The organism is Streptomyces sp. CA-251247 (genome assembly GCF_050952975.1).
Taxonomy (GTDB): Bacteria; Actinomycetota; Actinomycetes; order Streptomycetales; family Streptomycetaceae; genus Streptomyces; species Streptomyces achmelvichensis.
The window spans coordinates 7932617-7951436 of the sequence record NZ_CP191861.1 but is presented as its reverse complement, the minus strand read 5'-3'; the positions used below and the strand labels follow the sequence as shown (position 1 = coordinate 7951436).

Sequence of the window (18820 nt, the reverse complement as noted above, 5' to 3'; positions counted from 1 at the left end):
CGACCCGCCCAGCTCTCGTCTGCAACCTCAAGCCCCCAGCGGAGGCAGAGACAGCAGCGCCAGGCCGTGTTCGTGACTCAGGTCCACAACGAGCTTGCGCCCGTGTGAGAGCAGCGGAAGGTCGGTGAGGGCGATGACGATGTCCCAATTCTCTGCACGTCCGCGATCCATGATCCGGCGCATCAAGGTGGGCAGGTCCTCGGCCCCAGAGGTGAATGGCTCGCTGACCACCTCGACATCGAACCGTCGCCCCTGGCCCGACTTGTCGGCGAGCCGGGCAGGAAGTATCCGGGCAATGCGTTGCGCGATGTCCGTGGGCGCATCGGGATCCGCCAGGAGAGCTACGACCGTGACGCCCTGAGATGACACCCGCATGTTGGACCCTTCACTCCGGCCACCCCCACGATCGCAAGTGCCCACAGGATGCCCCGGAGGTAACGTCGGCGCGGCGTGACACGCTGGCCCCCGCCAGCAGGTGGGTAGGAGAACACCCAGCCCTCAGGGCGCTCGCCGCTCATCCTGCGCCAGGCACTGTCCCGTCGCCCGAAGCGTGTCGTGGCAGTCGCCCCTCTGGTCGCGCCGACCGGCATGCGAAACGGGGTGGGGTCGCACACTGGAGCAACCAAGCAAAGAATGGCTCTATACGGCCCCATCGGTCGCGAGCGGCGAACCCGGGCGTTCCCGCGGGGGCCTCAGGGCGCGGTCAGGAGGAGGTGTCATGCTCCGCTGCCAGATACTCGGGCATCGCTTCCGCTTCTACGGCGAGGGCGAGACGATGCGCTGGCGCTGCGTGCGGGGCTGCGGCGCGGAAGGCGCCAAGCGGTATCCGTCCGAGGCGGACGCCCAGCGCTACGCTCGCGCTTTCGACCGGGAGGACCTGGAAGACCTGGGCCGTCGTGCCCCGCTCGTCGGTCTGTTTCCGTTGCGCCTGCTGCGGGCCCTGCGACGGCGGGGACGGAAGTCGGCGGGGACCCGGACGACCTGAGTCGGGCGCCGGCGCACCGGCCTGGGACCTGCCCCTCACCAAGGGCCTGCAGGAGAGCAACCACCCCTTCCGGAAGATCGACCGTTCTCGAGAGGCTCGCCACTCACCCGCCTCTGGACCGCGAACCCGACGAGGAGACCGAGGCAGCATGTCCGGAGACATCGGTGGTCTCAACCTGGTCCTCACTCACACGTTCAAGATCGTCTGTCCCCACCCTCAAAAACTCGCAGAGTCACCACTGGGAGCAGGTCCGGTCCGTTTTCGATCTCCTGCTCGGAGTCAGGCCACCAGTGACCAGCGGCTGGCGAGGCCGCCCGCACCCACGCCGCGCCGTCGGACACCAGTCTCGGCCCGCTAGCGGCAAACAGAACTCCTACGGCAGGACTCCGGCCAGCGATCCGGGGAGGCTGGATTTGATGTCCTCCCACTCACCCGGGCTGATGTGGTTCTTGAGCGTGCCCAGGACCGTGTGCACCAGCCGGCCCGTGCCACCGTCAATGGCATAAGGGAAGTCACCCTGTACGCGCTCGAGGAACTCCTCGGTGCCCAGCTTCACGGGCGTCTTCGAAGGCTTCCAGCCGTCGTAGTAGACACCGCGTACCAGGGTAGGGAGCTGTGCACCGAACTGCACGGCCTCGTCGACCGGCAAGCGGTCCCGCAGGGCATGCAGGACGGCGCGCAAGGCGGCGTACGACTGGTTCCGGCGTTCCTTGGGCCATCCGAAGGCTTCCTCGATCTCCTTCAGAAGACGGTTGGCCTTGTCCACCATGGTGTTGAACGGGGTGAATCCTGTCTCAACCATCTCGCATTCCTTCCTCCGTCGGTGGCGGCCCCGGGCCTGGGGCCCGGGGCCGCCACCGACGGGCTGTGCAGGGCTCATTCGGTGCGCTCTGTGATCTCGACGTGACGGGGCTTCGCCACGTCTGCCTTGGGAACGGTGACCGTGAGGACGCCCTCCGACATGTCGGCCTTGACACCTTCGGTGTTCACTTCGGACGGAAGCACGACCCGGTACTCGAAGCGGCCCGTGCGGCGAGCGTTCCGGCGCAAGACGCCTTTGCGCTCGCGGTCCTTGATCTCGCCGGTGACGATCAGGTCCTGACCGCTGACCTCGACGTCGATGTCCTTGCTCTTGACCCCAGGGAGTTCGATTTCGACGTAGTACGCGTCGTCCGCCTCCGTCACGTCCGCGGACGGCGTCCATGGGGCCATGCCGGCCGCCTGCGGCGTTCCGACGGTGGACTCCAGCAACCCGCCCATCTGGCTGATCAGCTCGTCGAACTCGGCCAGGGGGTTGCGGGTCCAACCGAGCGGGCGCTCCATCGCTCCCGGGCTCCGGTGTCGTCGAACGGGAGTGGCCATCATCCATCACCTCTCTGGTGTCGGTCGTTGTCGGACTGCCTGCGCTCACTGCCCGGTTCGGCAGGCCGGTCGGGCGCAGCGAAGGCGTCGTCGGGCAGGCTCTTCGCGCGCGACTCACGTACCGCTTGCCGCAGAGCCCTGTCGAAGCGGCCGGGGCCCCACGTGCGCCCGCCGACGGCCCTTTCGAGTTCGTTGCGGCGGGTCGGGCCGCGCGTGGCCAGTGCTTGGGACATCTGCTCGATCTCGTCGTCGAGGGCGTGGTCGGCCGCAGCTGCGTACCTGCTCGCCGTGGACGCGGTGCCGACCATGCCGGGCGAGGGAAACGCACTGCCGGAGCCGGGGCCGGGCCGGTACCTGCGCGCTCCGGCGCGGTCGTGTTCCCTGCGCCGGGCACTGCGGTCGGCGATCCGCTGCTCCCGCTCCCGTACGGCTCGGCGGACTTCCGGTGACCGGGCGCGGTCGCGTATCGCTTGTGGCGAGGGCTCGTTGCGCCAGTCCGCCTCCGCCTCCTCCGCGGTGAGGGGCCTGGCGATGTTCTCGAGCGACTGCTGCTCGGCGCGGACACCGAAGGCGATCTCGGCGAGGCCGCCGAGAAGCATCGCGCCGGCCCCGATGAAGAACCCCAGGGCCACCAGGTCGGCGTTGCCGCTGTGGATGAACTGCCCGAACAGCATGGGCCCGGTGATTCCGCCCACGGCCGTGCCGACGGCGAAGAAGAGCGAGATGGACAGTGCGCGGGTCTCCATGGGGAAGACCTCGCTGACCGTGAGATAGGCCGAGCTCGCTCCCGCAGAGGCGATGAAGAACGTCACGGAAACCAGCAGGAAGAACCACCAGGCCGTGAGTGAGCCGCTCAGCAGCAGCCCGGCGAGGAGGGCGGCGACGATCGCCGAACCGACGTAGGTGGCCGTGATCATCGGTTTCCTGCCGACAGTGTCGAAGAGCCGGCCCAGAAGAAGTGGACCGAGGAAGTTCGCGGCGGCGAACACGGCCATGAAGTACGGGACCTCGCCCGATTCGATCCCGAAGAAGCCGTTCAGAAGCGTCCCGAGATCGAAGACGATCGCGTTGTACAGGAAAGCCTGGCCGACGAAGAGCGCCAGCCCGAGGACCGCCCGGCGCGGATAGCGATGCAGCGCCACCCTGGCGATCTCGGTGAAGGGGATATCGTCACGCTGCCGGATGGTGATGGCCTCGCCCGGTTCAGGCAGCTCTTGGCCCGTCTCCTCCCGGACTTCGGCCTCGATACGGTCGACGATGCGTTCCGCCTCCTCCTCGCGCCCGTGAATGAACAGCCAGCGTGGACTCTCCGGGACGGACCGGCGCACCAGCATGATCGCGAAACCGAGGACGCCGCCAATGGCGAACGCCAGCCGCCAGCCGAGATCGGCCTCGAAGAGCGTCGTGCTGAGGAAGGCCAGTGCGGCCAGGCTGCCGATCGCGGCGCCAACCCAGTAGCTACCGTTGATGGCAAGGTCCACCTGGCCGCGGTTTCGGGCGGGAATCAGTTCGTCGATGGCCGAGTTGATGGCCGCGTATTCGCCGCCGATGCCCATGCCTGTGATGAAGCGTGCGAGGAAGAAGTACCAGGCGTCCATGGAGAACGCCGTCGCGACGGTGGCGAGAATGTAAATGCCCAGGGTGACCATGAACAGCTTCTTGCGCCCGAACCGGTCCGTGAGACGCCCGAAGAGCAGAGCGCCGAGACAGGCCCCCGCCACGTAGATCGCAGCGCCGGTCCCGATGTCGGCGCTGGTGACGTCGATCCCACTGCCCGGCTCGGTCATCCTGGAGGCGACGGCCCCGACGATGGTCACTTCGAGGCCGTCCAGGACCCATACCGTCCCGAGGCCGATCACGATGCGCCAGTGGAAGCGGGACCACGGCAGCCGGTCGAGCCTGGCGGGCACGCGCGTGGTCACCGTACCCGGTTCGGAGCCTGCCACGGTTGTCATTGCGTTTCACCCCAGGTGGCTCGGGGGACGAAGTCCCGGCCGTGTCCGGACGTTCGGTGGCCGCACTCCGCTGCGATGGTGCTTCCACCCTGGCAAGAGGGCGGGCGACGCACCTGCTCCTGCGGGGACGAAAGCCCCTGCTGCCAGTGGCCCTCCGAGCGCAGTCGCGGGGTCGACGCCGAGCACATGCGTGCGGTACGGGGACCCGCATCTCATCTGGATTCCGCCCAGTCCTGCGATCATCGAGCCAGGGGTCCCCCGTCCCGGCCGCCCCGGAACCCTGCGTTCCCGTCACCCCGGGCGCTTCAAGTCCAGCCCTGGCCCCTCACCGCGTACCGGCAGTGGTCGTATGGCCGAGGTGTTCGTGGACGAGTTGGACGGCCATCGCCCCCTCCCCCACCGCTGAGGCCACGCGTTTCACCGAGCCGCTGCGGATGTCGCCCGCTGCGAAGACGCCCGGCAAGCTGGTCTCCAGGAGCAGGCAGTTTCCGGCCGCGGCTCTCCCAGACGGCGGGGGCTGTATCGGCCTGCGCCGAAGCACCCGTCGGACCGGTTCCTTCGAATACCGGCTGCGGCTGCCCGGAGAGATCCAACGAGTGGCCCAAGGAACGTCGGAAGCAGTCGTACGCCGCGCTGCGTGCCGTCCTGCACGGGCTTCGGGACCGGCTCCCCGTCGAGGGGACGGCACACTTCGGCGCGCAGCTTCCCATCCTGATCCGAGGCGTCTACTACGACGGATGGAAACCGTCCACGCCGGTGAAACTCAGCGTCGAGGAGTTTTTCCAAAGGGTGCGGGATGACTTTCCCTACGCGGTCGACGGCGGCATCGAACGCGTCGTGCACACCGTTCTGGAAGCTCTTGAAGGCCACATCAGCGAAGGCGAGTGGAACCACCTCAAGTCCGGACTGCCGAACTCGCTGGCCTCCGTACTGCCGTAACCAATGGGACTCGGAGGCCGCCGTGGCCCACGGGTCAGCGGTGGAGGCGATAATCGGCGTCCGCGGCGCCTTCAGTACCGTCGCTGTCGGGCCGTTGCTGTCGGGTGGATGTCATTGGCTTGACGGGCCCGCGCCCGGCTGCTGCCCGGGGACGAGCCGGTATTCGACGCCGGACACCGTGCGGACCAGGTTGCCCTCCTGGGCCTGGTGCTCGTGCACCAGTCTGACCGCGATCGCCCCTTCGCCGGCCGCCGACGCCACCCTCTTCACCGAGCCGCTGCGGACGTCACCCACCGCGAAGACTCCGGGCCGCGTCGTCTCGAGCAACATCGGCGCTCGGCCGAGCGGCGCCCACTCGCCTGCCTCGGCGCGGGCCTGGGCATCCGGGCCGGTGAGGACGAAGCCCTCGTCGTCGAGGGCGATCACGTCCTTGACCCAATCAGTGGGCGGCGCCGCCCCGATGAAGACGAACAGCGCGCGCCCTTGGATCTCGTGGACCTCGCCGGACACGTTGTTCCGCACCACCAGCGTCTCCAGGACTCCGTCGCCACGGGTCTCCATCACCTCGCTGTTCACCAGGACAGTGATCTTCGGATTGCGCTCCACCTGATCGACCAGGTAGCGCGACATGTCCTGATTGAGGTCCCCGCCGCGGACGATCAGGTGGGTGTGCGGCGCGTACCGGGAGAGGAACAGCACGCCCTGTCCGGCAGAATTGCCGCCGCCGACCACGGCGATCGGGTCCGTCCGGCACATGTGGGCCTCGTGCAGCGTGGCCGCGTAGTAGACGCTGGACCCTTCGAAGCGTTCGATGCCCGGGACGCGCAGCTGACGGAAGCGCGCACCCAACGCCAGCACGACCGTGCTGGTCTCGATCGTGGTGCCGTCGGCAAAGGCGACGACGTAGTGGCCGTCGCACGCCTCCAGGCCGGTAGCCTCGGCGGGGATCGTGAGCCGCGCGCCGAACTTGTGCGCCTGGAGGACCGAGCGTTCGATGAGCTCGGCGCCGGAGATGCCGGAGGGGAAGCCGAGATAGTTCTCAATGCGCGACGAGGTCCCGGCCTGGCCGCCGGCGGCGACGCCGTCCACGGTGACAGTCACCAGGCCGTCGGAGGCGCCGTAGACGGAGGTGGCCAGTCCGGCCGGTCCAGCGCCGATCACCAGCACGTCGCACTGGGTGACCTCGGGCGAGGGCGCGGGGAGGCCAATGACCCGTGCGAGTTCGGCGTTGCCGGGGTTGCGCAGCACCTCGCCCTTCCATATGACGACCGGAGTCTCCTCGGGGCGGACACCGAAGCGGCGCAGCAGTTCTTCGGCGTCCTTGTCCCGCTCCAAGTCGATCCACCGGTGCGGAAGCCGGTTCCGGGCGGCGAACTCGCGCAGTCGCCGAGTATCCGGCGAGTAGCAGGAGCCGAGGATCCGGAAGCCGGCGCCGAGGCCGATGAGCAGCGCGCGCCGGCCGAGGTAGGCACGAAGGATCAGGTCACCGACGACCGGATCACCCGCCACGATGGCGCGCAGCCGGTCCACGGGAACGGCGAGCACTTCGCCCGGCTCACGGACGATGGCCGAGTAGAACGCGGCCTGCCCCTCCAACAGGCCCAGTTCGCCGAGGAAACGTCCCGGTCCGTGCACGGCGACGGTACGTTCGTCGGGGCCCTCGTGGTCGTGGACGACCTCGACCAGTCCGGCGAGCACGACGAGGAACTCGCCGAAGGGCTCACCCTCCCGGAACAGCACCGCGCCCTCGCTCGTGGGCCGTTTCCTGCCGTGCGGTTTCAGAACCTCGATCTGCTCGGGCGTCAGCTTGGGATACGCCCCGAACTGATCGGGGGTCTCGGTCAGCAGCCCATCCCGGCTTTCTGCGGCGGCGTTCATCAGACCATCGCTTCGTCTACGTAGCACCAGCGCCAGTCCTCGCCCGGTTCGAATGACTGGACGATGGGGTGACCGTCAGATGCGGCGTGCTGGCGGGCGTGCTTGAGCGGCGAGGAGTCGCAGCACCCGACGTGCCCGCAGGTCAGGCACAGTCGGAGGTGCACCCAGGGGGAGCCGAGAGCTAGGCAGTCCTCACAGCCTCGTGGCGTGCGTGGGGTGACGGGGCGCACGAGTGCCAAGTGGGGATCGTTGGCCAACATGGCGGGTCCTCTTCCGTTGGGGTCTGCTTCGATCGATGGCGGTACGCCCCCGGCCGTCAGCGGCGGCCGGCGATGGTTTCCTCGACCCATGTGCGCAGGGTCGCGGCGGGCGCTGCGCCCGCTTGGCGGGCGATCACCTCTCCGTTGTCGAGCAGGAGCAGGGTCGGTACGGCTTGGACCTGGAACCGCTGGGCGATGCGGGGGGCCTGGTCGACGTCAACTTTGACGAGTTTGATCCGGCCGGCGAGTTCGTGGGCGATCTGCTCCAGAGCGGGGCTGACCATGCGGCAGGGGCCGCACCAGGTGGCCCACAGGTCCACGAGTACGAAGGGCGTGGCCTTCTCCGCGATGTCCGCGAAGTCGTCGTCGCCGGCGTCGGTGATCCACGGGAGCGGCGAGCGGCAGTTGCCGCAGCGGGGGTTTCCCTGCGCCGCTGCCGGCAGCCGGTTCTTGTGGCCGCATTCGGTGCAGTTGACCGTCACGGTCCTGGTCGCGGTCCCTTGGCCGGCCATCGGAGTCACGCGGCCTTCTGCACGTCGGCCGGGTCGGACGCGCCGTAGGTGACGATCAGTTCGCCGTTCTGGGCGTCGACCCGGATCACCGATCCGTCCTGCACGTCACCGCGGATCAGGGCCCGGCCGATGAGCGTCTCGACCTCGTGGGAGATGTACCGGCGCAGCGGCCGGGCTCCGTAGACGGGGTCGAAGCCCTGTTGGGCGATGAGTTCGCGGGCTGGCTCGGTCAGTTCGACGGTGATCTGCCGCTCGGCCAGGCGCCGGCGCAGATCCTCGAACTGGAGCTCCACGATGTGCTTGATCTGGTCCATGCCCAGGGGCTTGAACAGCACGACGTCGTCGATGCGGTTGAGGAACTCGGGGCGGAAGTGGCTCTGCAGTTCGCCCATCACCAGGGCGCGTGCTTCGGGTTTGATCTCGCCGTCGGCGCTCACCCCGTCCAGCAGATGGGTCGATCCGAGGTTGGACGTCATGATGACGACCGTGTTGCGGAAGTCGACGGTGCGGCCCTGGGCGTCGGTGATGCGGCCGTCGTCGAGTACCTGGAGCAGGGTGTTGAACACATCGGCGTGCGCCTTCTCCACCTCGTCGAACAGGACCACGGAGTACGGCTTGCGGCGCACCGCTTCGGTGAGCTGGCCGCCTTCCTCGTAGCCGACGTATCCGGGCGGCGCTCCGACCAGCCGGCTCACGGTGTGCCGTTCCTGGTACTCGCTCATGTCGAGGCGGATCAGGCTCTCCTCGCTGTCGAACAGGGCGGCGGCGAGTGTTTTGGCCAGCTCGGTCTTCCCGACGCCGGTGGGGCCGAGGAAGACGAACGAGCCGATGGGCCGCCGCGGGTCGCGGATGCCGGCGCGGGCCCGGATGATGGCGTCGGTGACGAGCTTGACCGCCTCGTCCTGGCCCACCACCCGCTCGCCGAGGATCTCGTCCAGTCGCAGCAGCTTCTCGCGCTCGCCCTCCTGGAGGCGGGTGACGGGGATACCGGTCCAGGCGGCGACGATCTCGGCGATCTCGTCCTCGGTGACGACCTCGCGCAGCAGCCGGCTCTCGCCCTGCTTGGCCGCGAGTGCCTCCTCCTCGGCCGCCAGCCGCCGTTCCAGTTCGGTGAGCTGGCCGTAGCGCAGCTCGGCCGCGCGGTTGAGGTCGTAGGTCCGTTCGGCCTCCTCGGCGTCCTGGCGGACCTGTTCCAGTTCCTGCCGCAGTTCCTGCACACGCCGGATGGCCTGGCGTTCGGCCTCCCACTGGGCGTGCATCGCGTCGGACTCGGAGCGCAGGTCGGACAGTTCACGGCGCAGTTCGTCCAGGCGCTTGGCGCTCGCGGCATCGCTCTCCTTCTCCAGCGCCGCCGCCTCGATCTCCAGCCGGGTCACCCGGCGGGTGATCCCGTCGAGTTCGGCCGGCATGGAGTCGATCTCGGTCCGCAGCCGGGCGCAGGCCTCGTCGACCAGGTCGATGGCCTTGTCCGGCAGGAAGCGGTCGGAGATGTAGCGGTGGCTGAGCATCGCCGCGGCGACCAGCGCGGTGTCCTGGATCTTCACGCCGTGGAAGACCTCCAGGCGTTCCCGCAGTCCGCGCAGGATGGAGACGGTGTCCTCGACGCTCGGCTCGTCCACCACAACCTGCTGGAAGCGGCGTTCGAGCGCCGCGTCGGACTCCACGTACTTGCGGTACTCCTCCAGGGTGGTGGCGCCGATCATGTGCAGCTCACCGCGGGCCAGCATGGGCTTGAGCATGTTGCCCGCGTCCATGGCACCCTCGGCGCCGCCTCCCGCACCGACGACGGTGTGGAGTTCGTCGATGAACAGCAGGATCCGCCCCTCGCCGCCCTTGACCTCGCCAAGCACCGCCTGGAGGCGTTCCTCGAACTCACCGCGATACTTCGCGCCGGCCACCAGCGAACTCATGTCGAGAGCGAAAATCGTCCTGTCACGCAGCCCGTCGGGCACATCACCACGGACGATCCGCTGCGCCAGGCCCTCGACGATCGCCGTCTTGCCCACCCCCGGATCACCGATCAGGACAGGGTTGTTCTTCGTCTTACGGCTGAGGATCTGGATCACACGCCGGATCTCCTCGTCACGGCCGATCACCGGATCCATCCGGCCCGTCCGCGCCTCCGCGACGAGATCACGACCGTACTTCTCCAACGCCTCGTAAGACCCCTCGGGCGTCGCCGACGTGACGCGCTGGTTACCGCGGATACGGGTCAGGGCGGACAGGAACCCGTCCTTCGTCACACCGTTCTCGGCGAGCAGACGTCCCGCAGCCGTCGCGGACCCCTCATCCCCCAGCGCCAGGACGAGGTGTTCGACCGACACATACTCATCCTTCAGCCGCTTCGCCTCCTCCCCGGCCGCGTCCAGCAGCTTCGCCAGCCGCTGGGTGATGAACACCTGCCCCGGCGTGGCGCCGGGGCCGGTCACCTTCGGCCGGCGCGCCAACTCCGCGGACAGGGCTGAGCGCAACGCCTCGGTATCCGCGCCCGCCTGGTCGAACAGTCGCGGAATCAGCCCGTCCGGCTGGTCGAGAAGGGCAAGCAGCAGATGCTCACCATCGACCTCGGTCTGATTCAACCGGCCGGCGATCGTCTGCGCCTCCTGCAAAGCCTCCTGCGACTTCTGCGTGAGCCGGTTCATATCCACGATTCATCCCTCCTCGAACTGGTGTTACTGCGCCGCAACGCGTCCTCCAGTTCGGTAATCCGGTCGAGCAGATCCAGAACCAGGCCGATGGACGCGTAGTTGAGGGGAAGCCCGGCCCGCAACCGCTGGATACGGGCCAGGGTCGCCGGAGCGGTCGGCGGGAACCGGAGCTCTCCGCGGTCGTCACGGGTCGCCTCGACGAGGCCGAGGCTGACGAACCGCCGTACGAGGTCGGGGTGGAGACCCGAGCGCCGGGCGACGGTGTCCAGGCTGAGCCGGCGCACCGGCACCATCGCGTAGCTGCGGACCCGCACATCGAGGTGCTGTCGCGGGGCTGCCTCCGTGCGGCTCGCTCCCCCGGGTCCCGGGGCGGCTGCGGATCGCGGATCGTTGCTCATCCTGGCTTCCTCGGGTCGAAGGTGGACACGGCCGCCAGCTTCTCGAAGAGCTCGCGCTCCTCGCCGTCGAGCTCAGGCGGCACCATGATGCGGATCTCCGCGTAGAGGTCTCCGTCGGGGCCGCGCGGATTGGGCATGCCCTCACCCCGCAGCCGCAGCCGCCGACCGCTGGAGGAACCGGCGGGCACCGCGACCCTGGCCGATCCGGTGGGGGTAGGGACCGGCACCGTCGCGCCCAGCGCCGCCTCCCAGGGGGTCACCGGTACCGCGACGTGGATGTCCCGGCCCTCCAGCCGGAACTGCGAGTCCGGCTTGATCCGGACCCGCAGGAGCAGGTCGCCCGCCGGTCCGTCCCCACTCCCCCGCCCGCCTTCCCCGGCCAGCCGGATGCGCTGACCGTCGACCACTCCGCGCGGGATGTTCACGTCATAGGTCCGCTGCCCGTCCGGACCGGCCAGGGTGATACTCCGGTGACCGCCCCGGTACGCCTCCACCACGCCGAGCTCGATCTCCGCCTCCTGATCCGCCCCCGGGACCGGCCCAAAGCCCCCACCGCCGGCACCGCGCCCGAACATCCCGCCGAACAGGTCCTCGAAGTTGATGCCCGCGTCGTCGAACCCCTGCCCGCCGCCGGTGCTGTAGCGGACCCGGCCGCCTCCACCCGGCCGGCCGTAGGGGCCGCCACGCGCGCCCGCGCCCGCCGCCACCCGCTCGTCGTAATCCTCCGGAATCTGCCGGAAGTTCTCACCGAAACGGTCGTAGCGCTGCCGCATCTTGGGATCGGAGAGCACGCTGTACGCCTCGTTGATCTCCTTGAAGCGCTCCTCGGACTGCGGGTCCTTGCTGATGTCGGGGTGATGCTTGCGCGCCAGTTTGCGGAACGCCTGCTGGATCTCCTCGGAGTCCGCGTCGCGCCGCACCCCGAGCACGTCGTAGAAGTCCCGTGCCATGGGGTGTCACTCCTGACGCTTGCTGACCACGACGGATGCCGGCCTGAGCTGCCTTTCGTCCTCTCCGTAGCCGGGGCGCACTACCTGCACGACGGTGTTCGGCTCTGCAGCGGGGTCCTCGACGACGCCGACGACCTCGTGCTCGGCCGGGTCGAACGGCACTCCGGTGTCCTCGTAGCGGGCGTATCCGAGGCTGCGGAGTACCTCCACGGCCTGATCGCGTACGGCTTTGACACCCTCCAGCACAGGGGTCGGGTCGGACACCGCGTGGGCGAGGGCCAGTTCCAGATTGTCGAGAACGGGCAGCCAGGCCGCCGCGGTGCGGGCGCGCTCGGTGCCGCGTTCGCGTTCCAGCTCCTTGGCGTGACGCTTCCGGAGATTGTCCAGATCGGCGAGGGCCCGGTGCCAGCGGTCCCGGACTTCCTCGAGCTCCGCAGCGTGCTCGTCCACAGTGCTCTGCTCCGGAGCCCCCTGGTCCTGCGGCGCCCCAGTCTGAGGCCCCTGGTCGTGAGGCCCCTCCTCCCGGGGCGAAGTCCCGGGAGGCTCTTCCTCGGTACTCACAGGATCCGGTTCGGTGGACATGGCCGTACCTCAGCCCTTGTCGAATTCGGCGTCGATGACGTCGTCGTCCCCTCCGCCGGTGCCGGCGGTGGCGCCTGCCGTCTCGGTTCCAGGGGCCGGTCCCTCCCCGGCCGCGCCCGCCGGCTGCGACGCCAGCGAGGCGTAGATCTGCTGGAGTTCGGAGGTCAGCGGCCTGACCTTGTCCACCGGCGCTGCCTGCTGCACGGCCTCGCGGGCCTCGGTGACGAGCATCTCGGCCCGTGCCTTCTCGTGGGCCGGTGCGGCGTCGCCCATCTCACCGAGGCGTCGTTCGACCTGGTACGCCACGGCGTCCAGCTCGTTGCGGGCGTCCACGGCCTCGCGCAGCGCCTGGTCCTCCCCGCGGTGCCGCTCGGCCTCCTGGATCATCCGCTCGACCTCGCTCTGGTCGAGGTTGGAGGCCTCGCTGATGGTGATGCTCTGTTCCCTGCCGGTGTCCTTGTCGCGCGCGGTGACGTTCAGGATGCCGTTGGCATCGACGTCGAAGATGACCTCGATCTGCGGCTCACCGCGCGGCGCGGGGCGGATGTCGGTGAGCTGGAAACGGCCCAGGACCCGGTTCTCCGAGGCGAGTTCGCGCTCGCCCTGCAGGACGACGATGTCGACCGCGGCCTGATTGTCCTCCGCGGTGGAAAAGGTCTCCGTGCGGCGGACGGGGATCGTGGTGTTCCGCTCGATGATCTTGGTCATGACGCCGCCGCGGGTCTCCACACCCAAAGACAGCGGGATGACGTCGAGCAGCAGGACGTCCTGGACCTCGCCCTTGAGCACACCGGCCTGGATCGCGGCACCGAGAGCCACGACCTCGTCCGGGTTGACGCTCATGTTCGGGTCCTTGCCGCCGGTGAGGCGGCGGACCAGCTTCTGCACCGCCGGGATACGCGTCGATCCGCCGACCAGGATGACCTCGTCGATGTCGTTCTCACCGATCTTGGCGTCGGCCATCGCCTGCTTGACGGGTTCCAGGGTCCGCTCGACCAGGTCCGCCGTGATCTGCTCGAACGTCGAGCGCATGACCGTCTCGGTGAGGTGCTTGGGGCCCTCGGCGTCCGCCGTGATGAACGGCAGGTTGACCTGGGTCTGGGTCACCGAGCTCAGTTCCGTCTTGGCCTTCTCCGCGGCCTCGAAGAGCCGCTGGAGCGCCTGCGGGTCCTTGCGCAGGTCGATGCCGTTCTCGTTCTGGAACTTGTCCGCGAGGTCGTCCACCAGACGCCGGTCGAAGTCGTCGCCGCCCAGGTGGCTGTCGCCCGCGGTGGAGCGCACTTCCACCACACCGTCACCGACATCCAGGATGCTCACGTCGAAGGTACCGCCGCCGAGGTCGAAGACCAGCACGGTCTCATGCCCCTTCTTGTCCATCCCGTAGGCGAGGGCGGCCGCGGTCGGCTCGTTGATGATCCTCAGCACTTCCAGGCCGGCGATCTTTCCAGCGTCCTTCGTAGCCTGCCGCTGCGCGTCGTTGAAGTAGGCGGGCACGGTGATGACGGCCTCCGTCACCCGCTCCCCCAACTGCTTGCCGGCGTCGTCGGCGAGTTTGCGCAGCACCAAGGCGCTGATCTCCTCCGGCGCGTACAACTTGTCGCGCACCTTGAAACGCGCGTTGCCGTGTTCATCGGGGACGACGTCGAAGCCGACTGCCTTGGCCTCGTCGGAGATCTCGTCGTGGCGGCGGCCGATGAACCGCTTGGCCGAGTAGATCGTGCCCTTGGGATTGAGAATCGCCTGACGGCGGGCCAGCTGGCCGACGAGTCGTTCACCGGTGTCGGTGAACGCGACGACCGAGGGGGTCGTGCGGCTGCCCTCGGAGTTGGGTATGACCGTCGCCTCTCCGCCCTCCCACGCGGCGATCACCGAGTTGGTGGTCCCGAGGTCGATTCCGACTGCCTTAGCCATGAGGTGTTACTCCTTGTAGAAGCTCGAGGAGGGGTGCGCGTCGCCTGCCCGGAGCCGTCACCCCTCGGTCGCGGTGCCGGCAGCCGGGCTTCCCAGCCGTTCCAGCAGCGCGGTAGCCCGCTGTGCCACGTCGGCGTCGGCCACCACCTCGTATCGGGTGGGCCGCATGCTCTGGACAGAGCTGAAGTCGCGGCGGCCGCGCTGCATGGCGTACATGATCAATCCGATGACCGCGCCGACCACGGCGCCGAACACGAGCCCGTAGAGGGCCAGGAGCAGGGCCGACAGCACCGGGTCGAGCCAGTTCAGAAGCCCGAAGAGCCAACCGATCAGAGCGCCCGGGAGCGCTCCCGAAGCAGCTCCGCTCAGCGCGGCCCTGCCGTAGGTGAGGCGGCCGACCACTTGCTCGACGAGTTGCAGGTCCTGCCCGATGATGGCCACCCGTTCGACAGGGAAACCCTGGTCCGACAGGTAGTCGACCGCGCGTTCCGCCTCGGAGTAGGTGCGGTACGAAGCGATGCTTCGACGGTGCTCGTCCATGGTCGCCCTCTCCGGACGGCACGCAGCACCGTCCGTTTCACGATGACGACTCCAGGGTCACGGCGCAGAGGAGCAGCAGCCTGCTCCTGAGGTGACCAAATCAGGATGGACTCTCGCCCTGGTAGTGCAAAAGATTCAAATCATTACCAATAGATCTTGCCGAATTGCTTGGATCACCCGTTTTGTGATGATGTAGAGGGGTCCTCGCCAGAGATGGGGCCCGTTTGCCATGACCGCGGCAGCAGACTGGACCCATCAGATCCGCCCCGAAGCCTGGAGCAGGGAGCACGTGGCGAATCTGTTCAGCCTGTTCGTTCTCTCCATGATCATGAACGACGGGCGGGACGAGGCCGACATCCTGCACCTGGCACTGACCTCCGTTGCGCCGCTCGGGCCCTGCCGTCCGGAGGCCGGCTACCTGCCCTCGAGCGACGGATTGGTCCGCACCCCGGCGCAGACCGCACCGGACACGCCTGGGCTCGGCGGCCGGCTCCCCTACCTGCGCGGCACCGAGGGACCGGTCCCGGTGCCCGACCGCGCATGGGGCTGGGCCTACCCACTCAACACCGGCGCCGGAGTCGGCTACCTCGTCGTGGGCGCACCGTCGCGGCCTGCCAGAGACGAGCATTTCCTTCTGCAGGTACTCGCCCAGGAGACCTCTGTCGCCCTCGCCAACGCGGCGGCTCGCCGCAGGGCTCGGGAGCACGCCGGAGAGCTGCGGCGACTCAACCAGGACCGGGAGGCCGCGAATGCCCGCCTGACAACGTCCGTCGCCGCACTCGAGCACCAGCGGACCGTTCATGAGGTGCTCAGCGAAGCCGTGGCCAGCGACGGCGGCGTTCCAGGCATCGCCAGGGCCGTCCACGGGCTCACGGGCTCCTCCGTCGCCGTCGAGGACCGATTCGGCAATCTGCTCGCCTGGACGGGGCCGGGACAGCCCGACCCGTACCCCAAGCCGGATGCGGCGCGACACGAGCAGTTCTTGCAGGACGTAGCCCGGCGGCTGAGTCCTGTGCACGCCGGTGGCCGCCTCGTCGCGCTGGCCCAGCACCGCGGCGAAGTCCTCGGTTCCATGGCCCTGATCGCCGGTGACGGGCACACCGCCGAGGAGGTGAATTTCGTCCTCGACCACGCATGCAGCGCCCTCGCCCTTGAGCTCGCCCATCTGAGGAACCTCGCTGAAGTCGAGCTGCGGCTCCGCCGTGAGCTGGTGGACGACCTGATCGACGGCACCGACGACGAGAGCGCATACGCCCGTGCGGCCGCCGTCGGACACGACCTGCACGGGCCTCATCGCATGGCCGTCGTGCAGTGGGAGGGCAGGGCGGACGACACCTTCATCCAGGCGGTCGGCCGAGCAGCCGCGGGCCTGCGGATACGGTCTCTGCTCGCCAGACGTTCGGGTATGGCCGTCCTCGTCCTGGAGGGCCAGCCGCGTTCCGATGCACTGCACCTGGCGGTGGCCCGCGAGCTCGGCTCGGGCATTGGATCCATCGGGCTCGGCGGTCGCTGCGACGCCCCCGCGAAGATCCCGAGGTCGTACAAGGAGGCGCTCCGGGCCCTGGAAGTCCGCCGGCTCTCCCGTGAACCGTACGGCGCTACCAGCTACGAGGAACTCGGGCTGTTCCGCATGCTCGGGGCGGGGGGCGACTACGAGGAGGTGGAGATATTCGTTCACGAATGGCTCGGTCCTCTCATCGACTACGACGCCGCCCACCGTTCAGATCTGGTCCAGACCCTGTTCCAGTATTTCGAGTGCGGTGGCAACTACGACGGCACGGCCGCTGCACTCTCCATCCACCGCAGCACACTGCGGTACCGCCTGCAGCGCATCCGTGAGGTCAGCGACAACGACCTCAAGGACGTCGACAGCCGGCTGAACCTGCACGTCGCCACCCGGGCCTGGAAGATCCTGGGCGGCCCACCCCGATGAACGGAAAGCCGATGTACGACCGGAGCGCGGAATCCCGCCCACCCGTCACCTCGGTGGGGGGCATGTCACTTGCCCCGGGCGATCACATCTGCGCCCTGTACCGGGGACAGGAAGAACGCGACCAGCTCATCACGCCGTTCTTCGCGGACGGTCTGCACGAGGGCCAGGCCTGCGTCTTCCTGGCGCCCGAAAGAGAGGGAATGGCCTTCCGCGACCGGCTCGCCATGTCGATGCCCGAAGCCCGTCTCGCGTGTGCGGAACTTCAGGTCAAGCCCCCGGAGGAGAGCTACCTGCAGAATGGCACTTTCGACGGCGACAGCATGCTGGATCTGTTGTACAGCTGGTCCCACGGCACATTCGCCGAGGGCAACAGCAACCTCGCCCGGCTGGCCGCCGACATGAGCTGGGCGCAGTCCCTGGTCCGTCCGGCCTTCACGGACGAGCTGATCCGGTACGAGGCGAGGGCGACGCGGTGGCTGCGGGCCTATCCACAGATCGGCATATGCATGTACGACCTGGACAAGTTCGGCGGCGACGTGATTATCCCGCTGGTCAAGGCACATCCCCGGGTCTGGCTCAACGGCATGGTGGTGGAGAACCCCTACTACATGGGGCCGGACGAGGTGGCCTGAGTACTCGGCCGGTGGGCCGCCCACATGCATCGCACGGCGGAGAAGGAGACCGCGATGAGCCCCGCCAGGGTCAACGATCCTTCCCGGCGGAGCGTCCTGGTTCTCGACGCAGGATCCTCCAGCCTGCACATCACACTCTTTTCGGCCGACGGCGCCCGGATCGCGGCCAGGCACTCGGCGCAACCGCCCGGTCCCGAGTCCGCCGCGGATCTGCGGGACTTCCTGACCACCGTCCCCCGGCCCACCGCCGTGGGACACCGCCTCGTTCACGGCGGGCCGCGCCTGACCCACCACATGGTGATCGACGGACGTGTCCGCAAACTGCTGGACGAGGTCAGGAACCTGGCCCCGCTGCACCTTCCGCCCGCTCTCGCCGTGGTGGACACGGCTGGGGAGCTGCTGCCGGACGTACCCCACGTGGGGTGTTTCGACACCGTCTTCCATCGTGATCTGCCGGCCGCCGCCCGTGAGTACGCCGTGCCTGAGCAGTGGCGTACCGAGCACGGGATGCGGCGCTACGGCTTCCACGGACTGTCCTACGCATGGTGCCTGGAACGGACCGCCGAAGTGCTGGAACGGCCTGCCGACGATCTCCAGGCCGTGCTCGTCCATCTGGGCGGCGGCTGCTCTGCGTGCGCAGTTCGCGATGGCCGCAGCGTGGACACGACGATGGGCCTTACCCCGCTGGAGGGACTCGTGATGAGCCGCCGCAGCGGCAGTATCGATCCCGGAGCCCTGTTGTGGTTGCAGCGCTGCCACGGCCTGACCACTCACGAGTTGGAGGAGGAACTCCACCGTCGGTCCGGTCTGCTCGGCCTCTCCGGCACCTCCGGGGACACCCGGGACCTGGTGCGCGCTCGCGATCGGGGAGACACCGCCGCCGAAACGGCGCTGGCCGTGTTCGTGCACAGCTGCCGACACGGCATCGCCGCCATGTCGGCCTCGCTCGATCGTCTCGACGCGCTCGTCTTCACCGGCGAGATCGGCGAGGACCAGCCCGAGGTACGCGAGGAGGTGTGCGCGGGGCTCCGAATCCTCGGCGTGCGGAACGGTCTGGCCGTTCCCCCGCTGGAGGAGCTGTACCAAGAGGGCGTACGCAGGATCGACGGGCCGGGCTCAAGGGTACCCGTGGCCGTCGTCGCAACCGGTGAGACGCAGCAGATCGCGGTCGAGACCCGGGGCGTCCTCATGGCGTCTGACGCTTAGTCAGACGGCACCGCACGGCTGGGCAGTTTGTGAGAGGCCCCGTCCTGAGGTGTCCGTCAAGGAGTAACCTGGCCAGGCGGACACGGCGTGCGTGCCGCCGGCTGACGCCCTCCCCACCGTCGCCTCGGT

Annotated in this window: 17 protein-coding genes and 2 pseudogenes; 5 read left to right on the top strand and 14 right to left on the bottom strand. The window is 68.7% G+C overall.

The window, feature by feature from the left end; genetic code table 11:
• Positions 1–27: 27 nt before the first annotated feature.
• Positions 28–375 (bottom strand): hypothetical protein, encoded by a 348-nt coding sequence (locus ACQPWZ_RS35540; RefSeq protein ID WP_433573575.1) that lies wholly within the window; start codon positions 373–375, stop codon positions 28–30.
• Positions 376–718: 343 nt separating this feature from the next.
• Between ACQPWZ_RS35540 and ACQPWZ_RS35535 the strand changes: the two genes are divergently transcribed.
• On the top strand, positions 719–985 hold the full coding sequence (locus ACQPWZ_RS35535; RefSeq protein WP_340477561.1) for a hypothetical protein: 267 nt from the start codon (positions 719–721) through the stop codon (positions 983–985).
• Between the two features lie 373 nt (positions 986–1358).
• Here the strand turns inward: ACQPWZ_RS35535 and ACQPWZ_RS35530 are convergent, their stop codons facing one another.
• From ACQPWZ_RS35530 to ACQPWZ_RS35515, 4 genes and pseudogenes are all read right to left on the bottom strand, one after another.
• Positions 1359–1787 carry a DUF2267 domain-containing protein gene (locus tag ACQPWZ_RS35530; protein WP_433573574.1) on the bottom strand — a complete coding sequence of 143 codons (429 nt, stop codon included), beginning with the start codon at positions 1785–1787 and terminating at the stop codon, positions 1359–1361.
• Positions 1788–1861: 74 nt separating this feature from the next.
• Complete coding sequence (locus tag ACQPWZ_RS35525) at positions 1862–2308, bottom strand: Hsp20/alpha crystallin family protein (RefSeq protein WP_433573573.1); 447 nt, start codon at positions 2306–2308, stop codon at positions 1862–1864.
• Between the two features lie 38 nt (positions 2309–2346).
• Positions 2347–4302: an MFS transporter gene (locus ACQPWZ_RS35520; protein WP_433573572.1), complete on the bottom strand. Its 1956-nt coding sequence runs from the start codon at positions 4300–4302 to the stop codon at positions 2347–2349.
• A 325-nt stretch (positions 4303–4627) separates the two neighbouring features.
• Positions 4628–4847 (bottom strand): annotated as a pseudogene (locus tag ACQPWZ_RS35515) (cyclic nucleotide-binding protein); the annotation flags it as partial.
• Positions 4848–4920: 73 nt separating this feature from the next.
• Between ACQPWZ_RS35515 and ACQPWZ_RS35510 the strand changes: the two are divergent.
• A pseudogene (locus tag ACQPWZ_RS35510) lies at positions 4921–5241 on the top strand (DUF2267 domain-containing protein); the annotation flags it as partial.
• Between the two features lie 111 nt (positions 5242–5352).
• Here the strand turns inward: ACQPWZ_RS35510 and ACQPWZ_RS35505 are convergent.
• Genes ACQPWZ_RS35505 through ACQPWZ_RS35465 form a run of 9 tightly spaced genes read right to left on the bottom strand, consistent with a single transcriptional unit; the run spans position 5353 to position 14920 of the window.
• Complete coding sequence (locus tag ACQPWZ_RS35505; RefSeq protein ID WP_433573571.1) at positions 5353–7119, bottom strand: FAD-dependent oxidoreductase; 1767 nt, start codon at positions 7117–7119, stop codon at positions 5353–5355.
• A complete protein-coding gene (locus tag ACQPWZ_RS35500) occupies positions 7119–7379 on the bottom strand; it encodes a UBP-type zinc finger domain-containing protein (RefSeq protein WP_340477555.1) in 261 nt (86 codons plus the stop codon). The genes ACQPWZ_RS35505 and ACQPWZ_RS35500 overlap by 1 nt, the downstream gene beginning before the upstream one ends.
• Before the next feature lie 56 nt (positions 7380–7435).
• On the bottom strand, positions 7436–7891 hold the full coding sequence (gene trxA / locus ACQPWZ_RS35495; RefSeq protein ID WP_433573929.1) for a thioredoxin: 456 nt from the start codon (positions 7889–7891) through the stop codon (positions 7436–7438).
• A gap of 5 nt (positions 7892–7896) precedes the next feature.
• The gene (gene clpB, locus ACQPWZ_RS35490; protein WP_433573570.1) at positions 7897–10539 is read right to left on the bottom strand and encodes an ATP-dependent chaperone ClpB; all 2643 of its coding nucleotides are present in this window, start codon (positions 10537–10539) and stop codon (positions 7897–7899) included.
• Positions 10530–10937, bottom strand: a complete 408-nt coding sequence (locus tag ACQPWZ_RS35485; RefSeq protein WP_433573569.1) for a chaperone modulator CbpM — start codon at positions 10935–10937, stop codon at positions 10530–10532. Before ACQPWZ_RS35485 ends, clpB begins: the two co-directional genes overlap by 10 nt.
• Positions 10934–11887 carry a DnaJ C-terminal domain-containing protein gene (locus ACQPWZ_RS35480; RefSeq protein WP_433573568.1) on the bottom strand — a complete coding sequence of 318 codons (954 nt, stop codon included), beginning with the start codon at positions 11885–11887 and terminating at the stop codon, positions 10934–10936. The genes ACQPWZ_RS35485 and ACQPWZ_RS35480 overlap by 4 nt, the downstream gene beginning before the upstream one ends.
• A 6-nt stretch (positions 11888–11893) precedes the next feature.
• Complete coding sequence (locus tag ACQPWZ_RS35475; RefSeq protein WP_433573567.1) at positions 11894–12469, bottom strand: nucleotide exchange factor GrpE; 576 nt, start codon at positions 12467–12469, stop codon at positions 11894–11896.
• A gap of 9 nt (positions 12470–12478) precedes the next feature.
• Positions 12479–14380 carry a molecular chaperone DnaK gene (dnaK, locus tag ACQPWZ_RS35470; protein WP_433573566.1) on the bottom strand — a complete coding sequence of 634 codons (1902 nt, stop codon included), beginning with the start codon at positions 14378–14380 and terminating at the stop codon, positions 12479–12481.
• A 57-nt stretch (positions 14381–14437) separates the two neighbouring features.
• Positions 14438–14920, bottom strand: coding sequence for a general stress protein (locus tag ACQPWZ_RS35465; RefSeq protein WP_433573565.1), 483 nt, complete (start codon positions 14918–14920; stop codon positions 14438–14440).
• A 229-nt stretch (positions 14921–15149) separates the two neighbouring features.
• Between ACQPWZ_RS35465 and ACQPWZ_RS35460 the strand changes: the two genes are divergently transcribed.
• From ACQPWZ_RS35460 to ACQPWZ_RS35450, 3 genes are all read left to right on the top strand, one after another.
• Positions 15150–16853, top strand: a complete 1704-nt coding sequence (locus ACQPWZ_RS35460; RefSeq protein WP_433573564.1) for a PucR family transcriptional regulator — start codon at positions 15150–15152, stop codon at positions 16851–16853.
• 62 nt (positions 16854–16915) lie between these two features.
• Positions 16916–17485, top strand: a complete 570-nt coding sequence (locus tag ACQPWZ_RS35455; protein WP_433573563.1) for an MEDS domain-containing protein — start codon at positions 16916–16918, stop codon at positions 17483–17485.
• Positions 17486–17539: 54 nt separating this feature from the next.
• On the top strand, positions 17540–18691 hold the full coding sequence (locus ACQPWZ_RS35450) for an acetate/propionate family kinase (RefSeq protein ID WP_433573562.1): 1152 nt from the start codon (positions 17540–17542) through the stop codon (positions 18689–18691).
• The last annotated feature ends 129 nt before the right edge of the window (positions 18692–18820 follow it).

Bases quoted from the DNA above. Each gene is read 5' to 3' on its own strand.
- ACQPWZ_RS35530 (WP_433573574.1), bottom strand. From the start codon at position 1,787: ATGGTTGAGACAGGATTCACCCCGTTCAACACCATGGTGGACAAGGCC.
- ACQPWZ_RS35540 (WP_433573575.1), bottom strand. From the start codon at position 375: ATGCGGGTGTCATCTCAGGGCGTCACGGTCGTAGCTCTCCTGGCGGAT.
- ACQPWZ_RS35455 (WP_433573563.1), top strand. From the start codon at position 16,916: ATGTCACTTGCCCCGGGCGATCACATCTGCGCCCTGTACCGGGGACAG.
- ACQPWZ_RS35500 (WP_340477555.1), bottom strand. From the start codon at position 7,379: ATGTTGGCCAACGATCCCCACTTGGCACTCGTGCGCCCCGTCACCCCA.
- ACQPWZ_RS35465 (WP_433573565.1), bottom strand. From the start codon at position 14,920: ATGGACGAGCACCGTCGAAGCATCGCTTCGTACCGCACCTACTCCGAG.
- ACQPWZ_RS35505 (WP_433573571.1), bottom strand. From the start codon at position 7,119: ATGAACGCCGCCGCAGAAAGCCGGGATGGGCTGCTGACCGAGACCCCC.
- ACQPWZ_RS35480 (WP_433573568.1), bottom strand. From the start codon at position 11,887: ATGGCACGGGACTTCTACGACGTGCTCGGGGTGCGGCGCGACGCGGAC.
- ACQPWZ_RS35485 (WP_433573569.1), bottom strand. From the start codon at position 10,937: ATGAGCAACGATCCGCGATCCGCAGCCGCCCCGGGACCCGGGGGAGCG.
- ACQPWZ_RS35520 (WP_433573572.1), bottom strand. From the start codon at position 4,302: ATGACAACCGTGGCAGGCTCCGAACCGGGTACGGTGACCACGCGCGTG.
- trxA (WP_433573929.1), bottom strand. From the start codon at position 7,891: ATGGCCGGCCAAGGGACCGCGACCAGGACCGTGACGGTCAACTGCACC.
- ACQPWZ_RS35525 (WP_433573573.1), bottom strand. From the start codon at position 2,308: ATGGAGCGCCCGCTCGGTTGGACCCGCAACCCCCTGGCCGAGTTCGAC.
- ACQPWZ_RS35475 (WP_433573567.1), bottom strand. From the start codon at position 12,469: ATGTCCACCGAACCGGATCCTGTGAGTACCGAGGAAGAGCCTCCCGGG.
- ACQPWZ_RS35535 (WP_340477561.1), top strand. From the start codon at position 719: ATGCTCCGCTGCCAGATACTCGGGCATCGCTTCCGCTTCTACGGCGAG.
- ACQPWZ_RS35450 (WP_433573562.1), top strand. From the start codon at position 17,540: ATGAGCCCCGCCAGGGTCAACGATCCTTCCCGGCGGAGCGTCCTGGTT.
- dnaK (WP_433573566.1), bottom strand. From the start codon at position 14,380: ATGGCTAAGGCAGTCGGAATCGACCTCGGGACCACCAACTCGGTGATC.
- ACQPWZ_RS35460 (WP_433573564.1), top strand. From the start codon at position 15,150: ATGACCGCGGCAGCAGACTGGACCCATCAGATCCGCCCCGAAGCCTGG.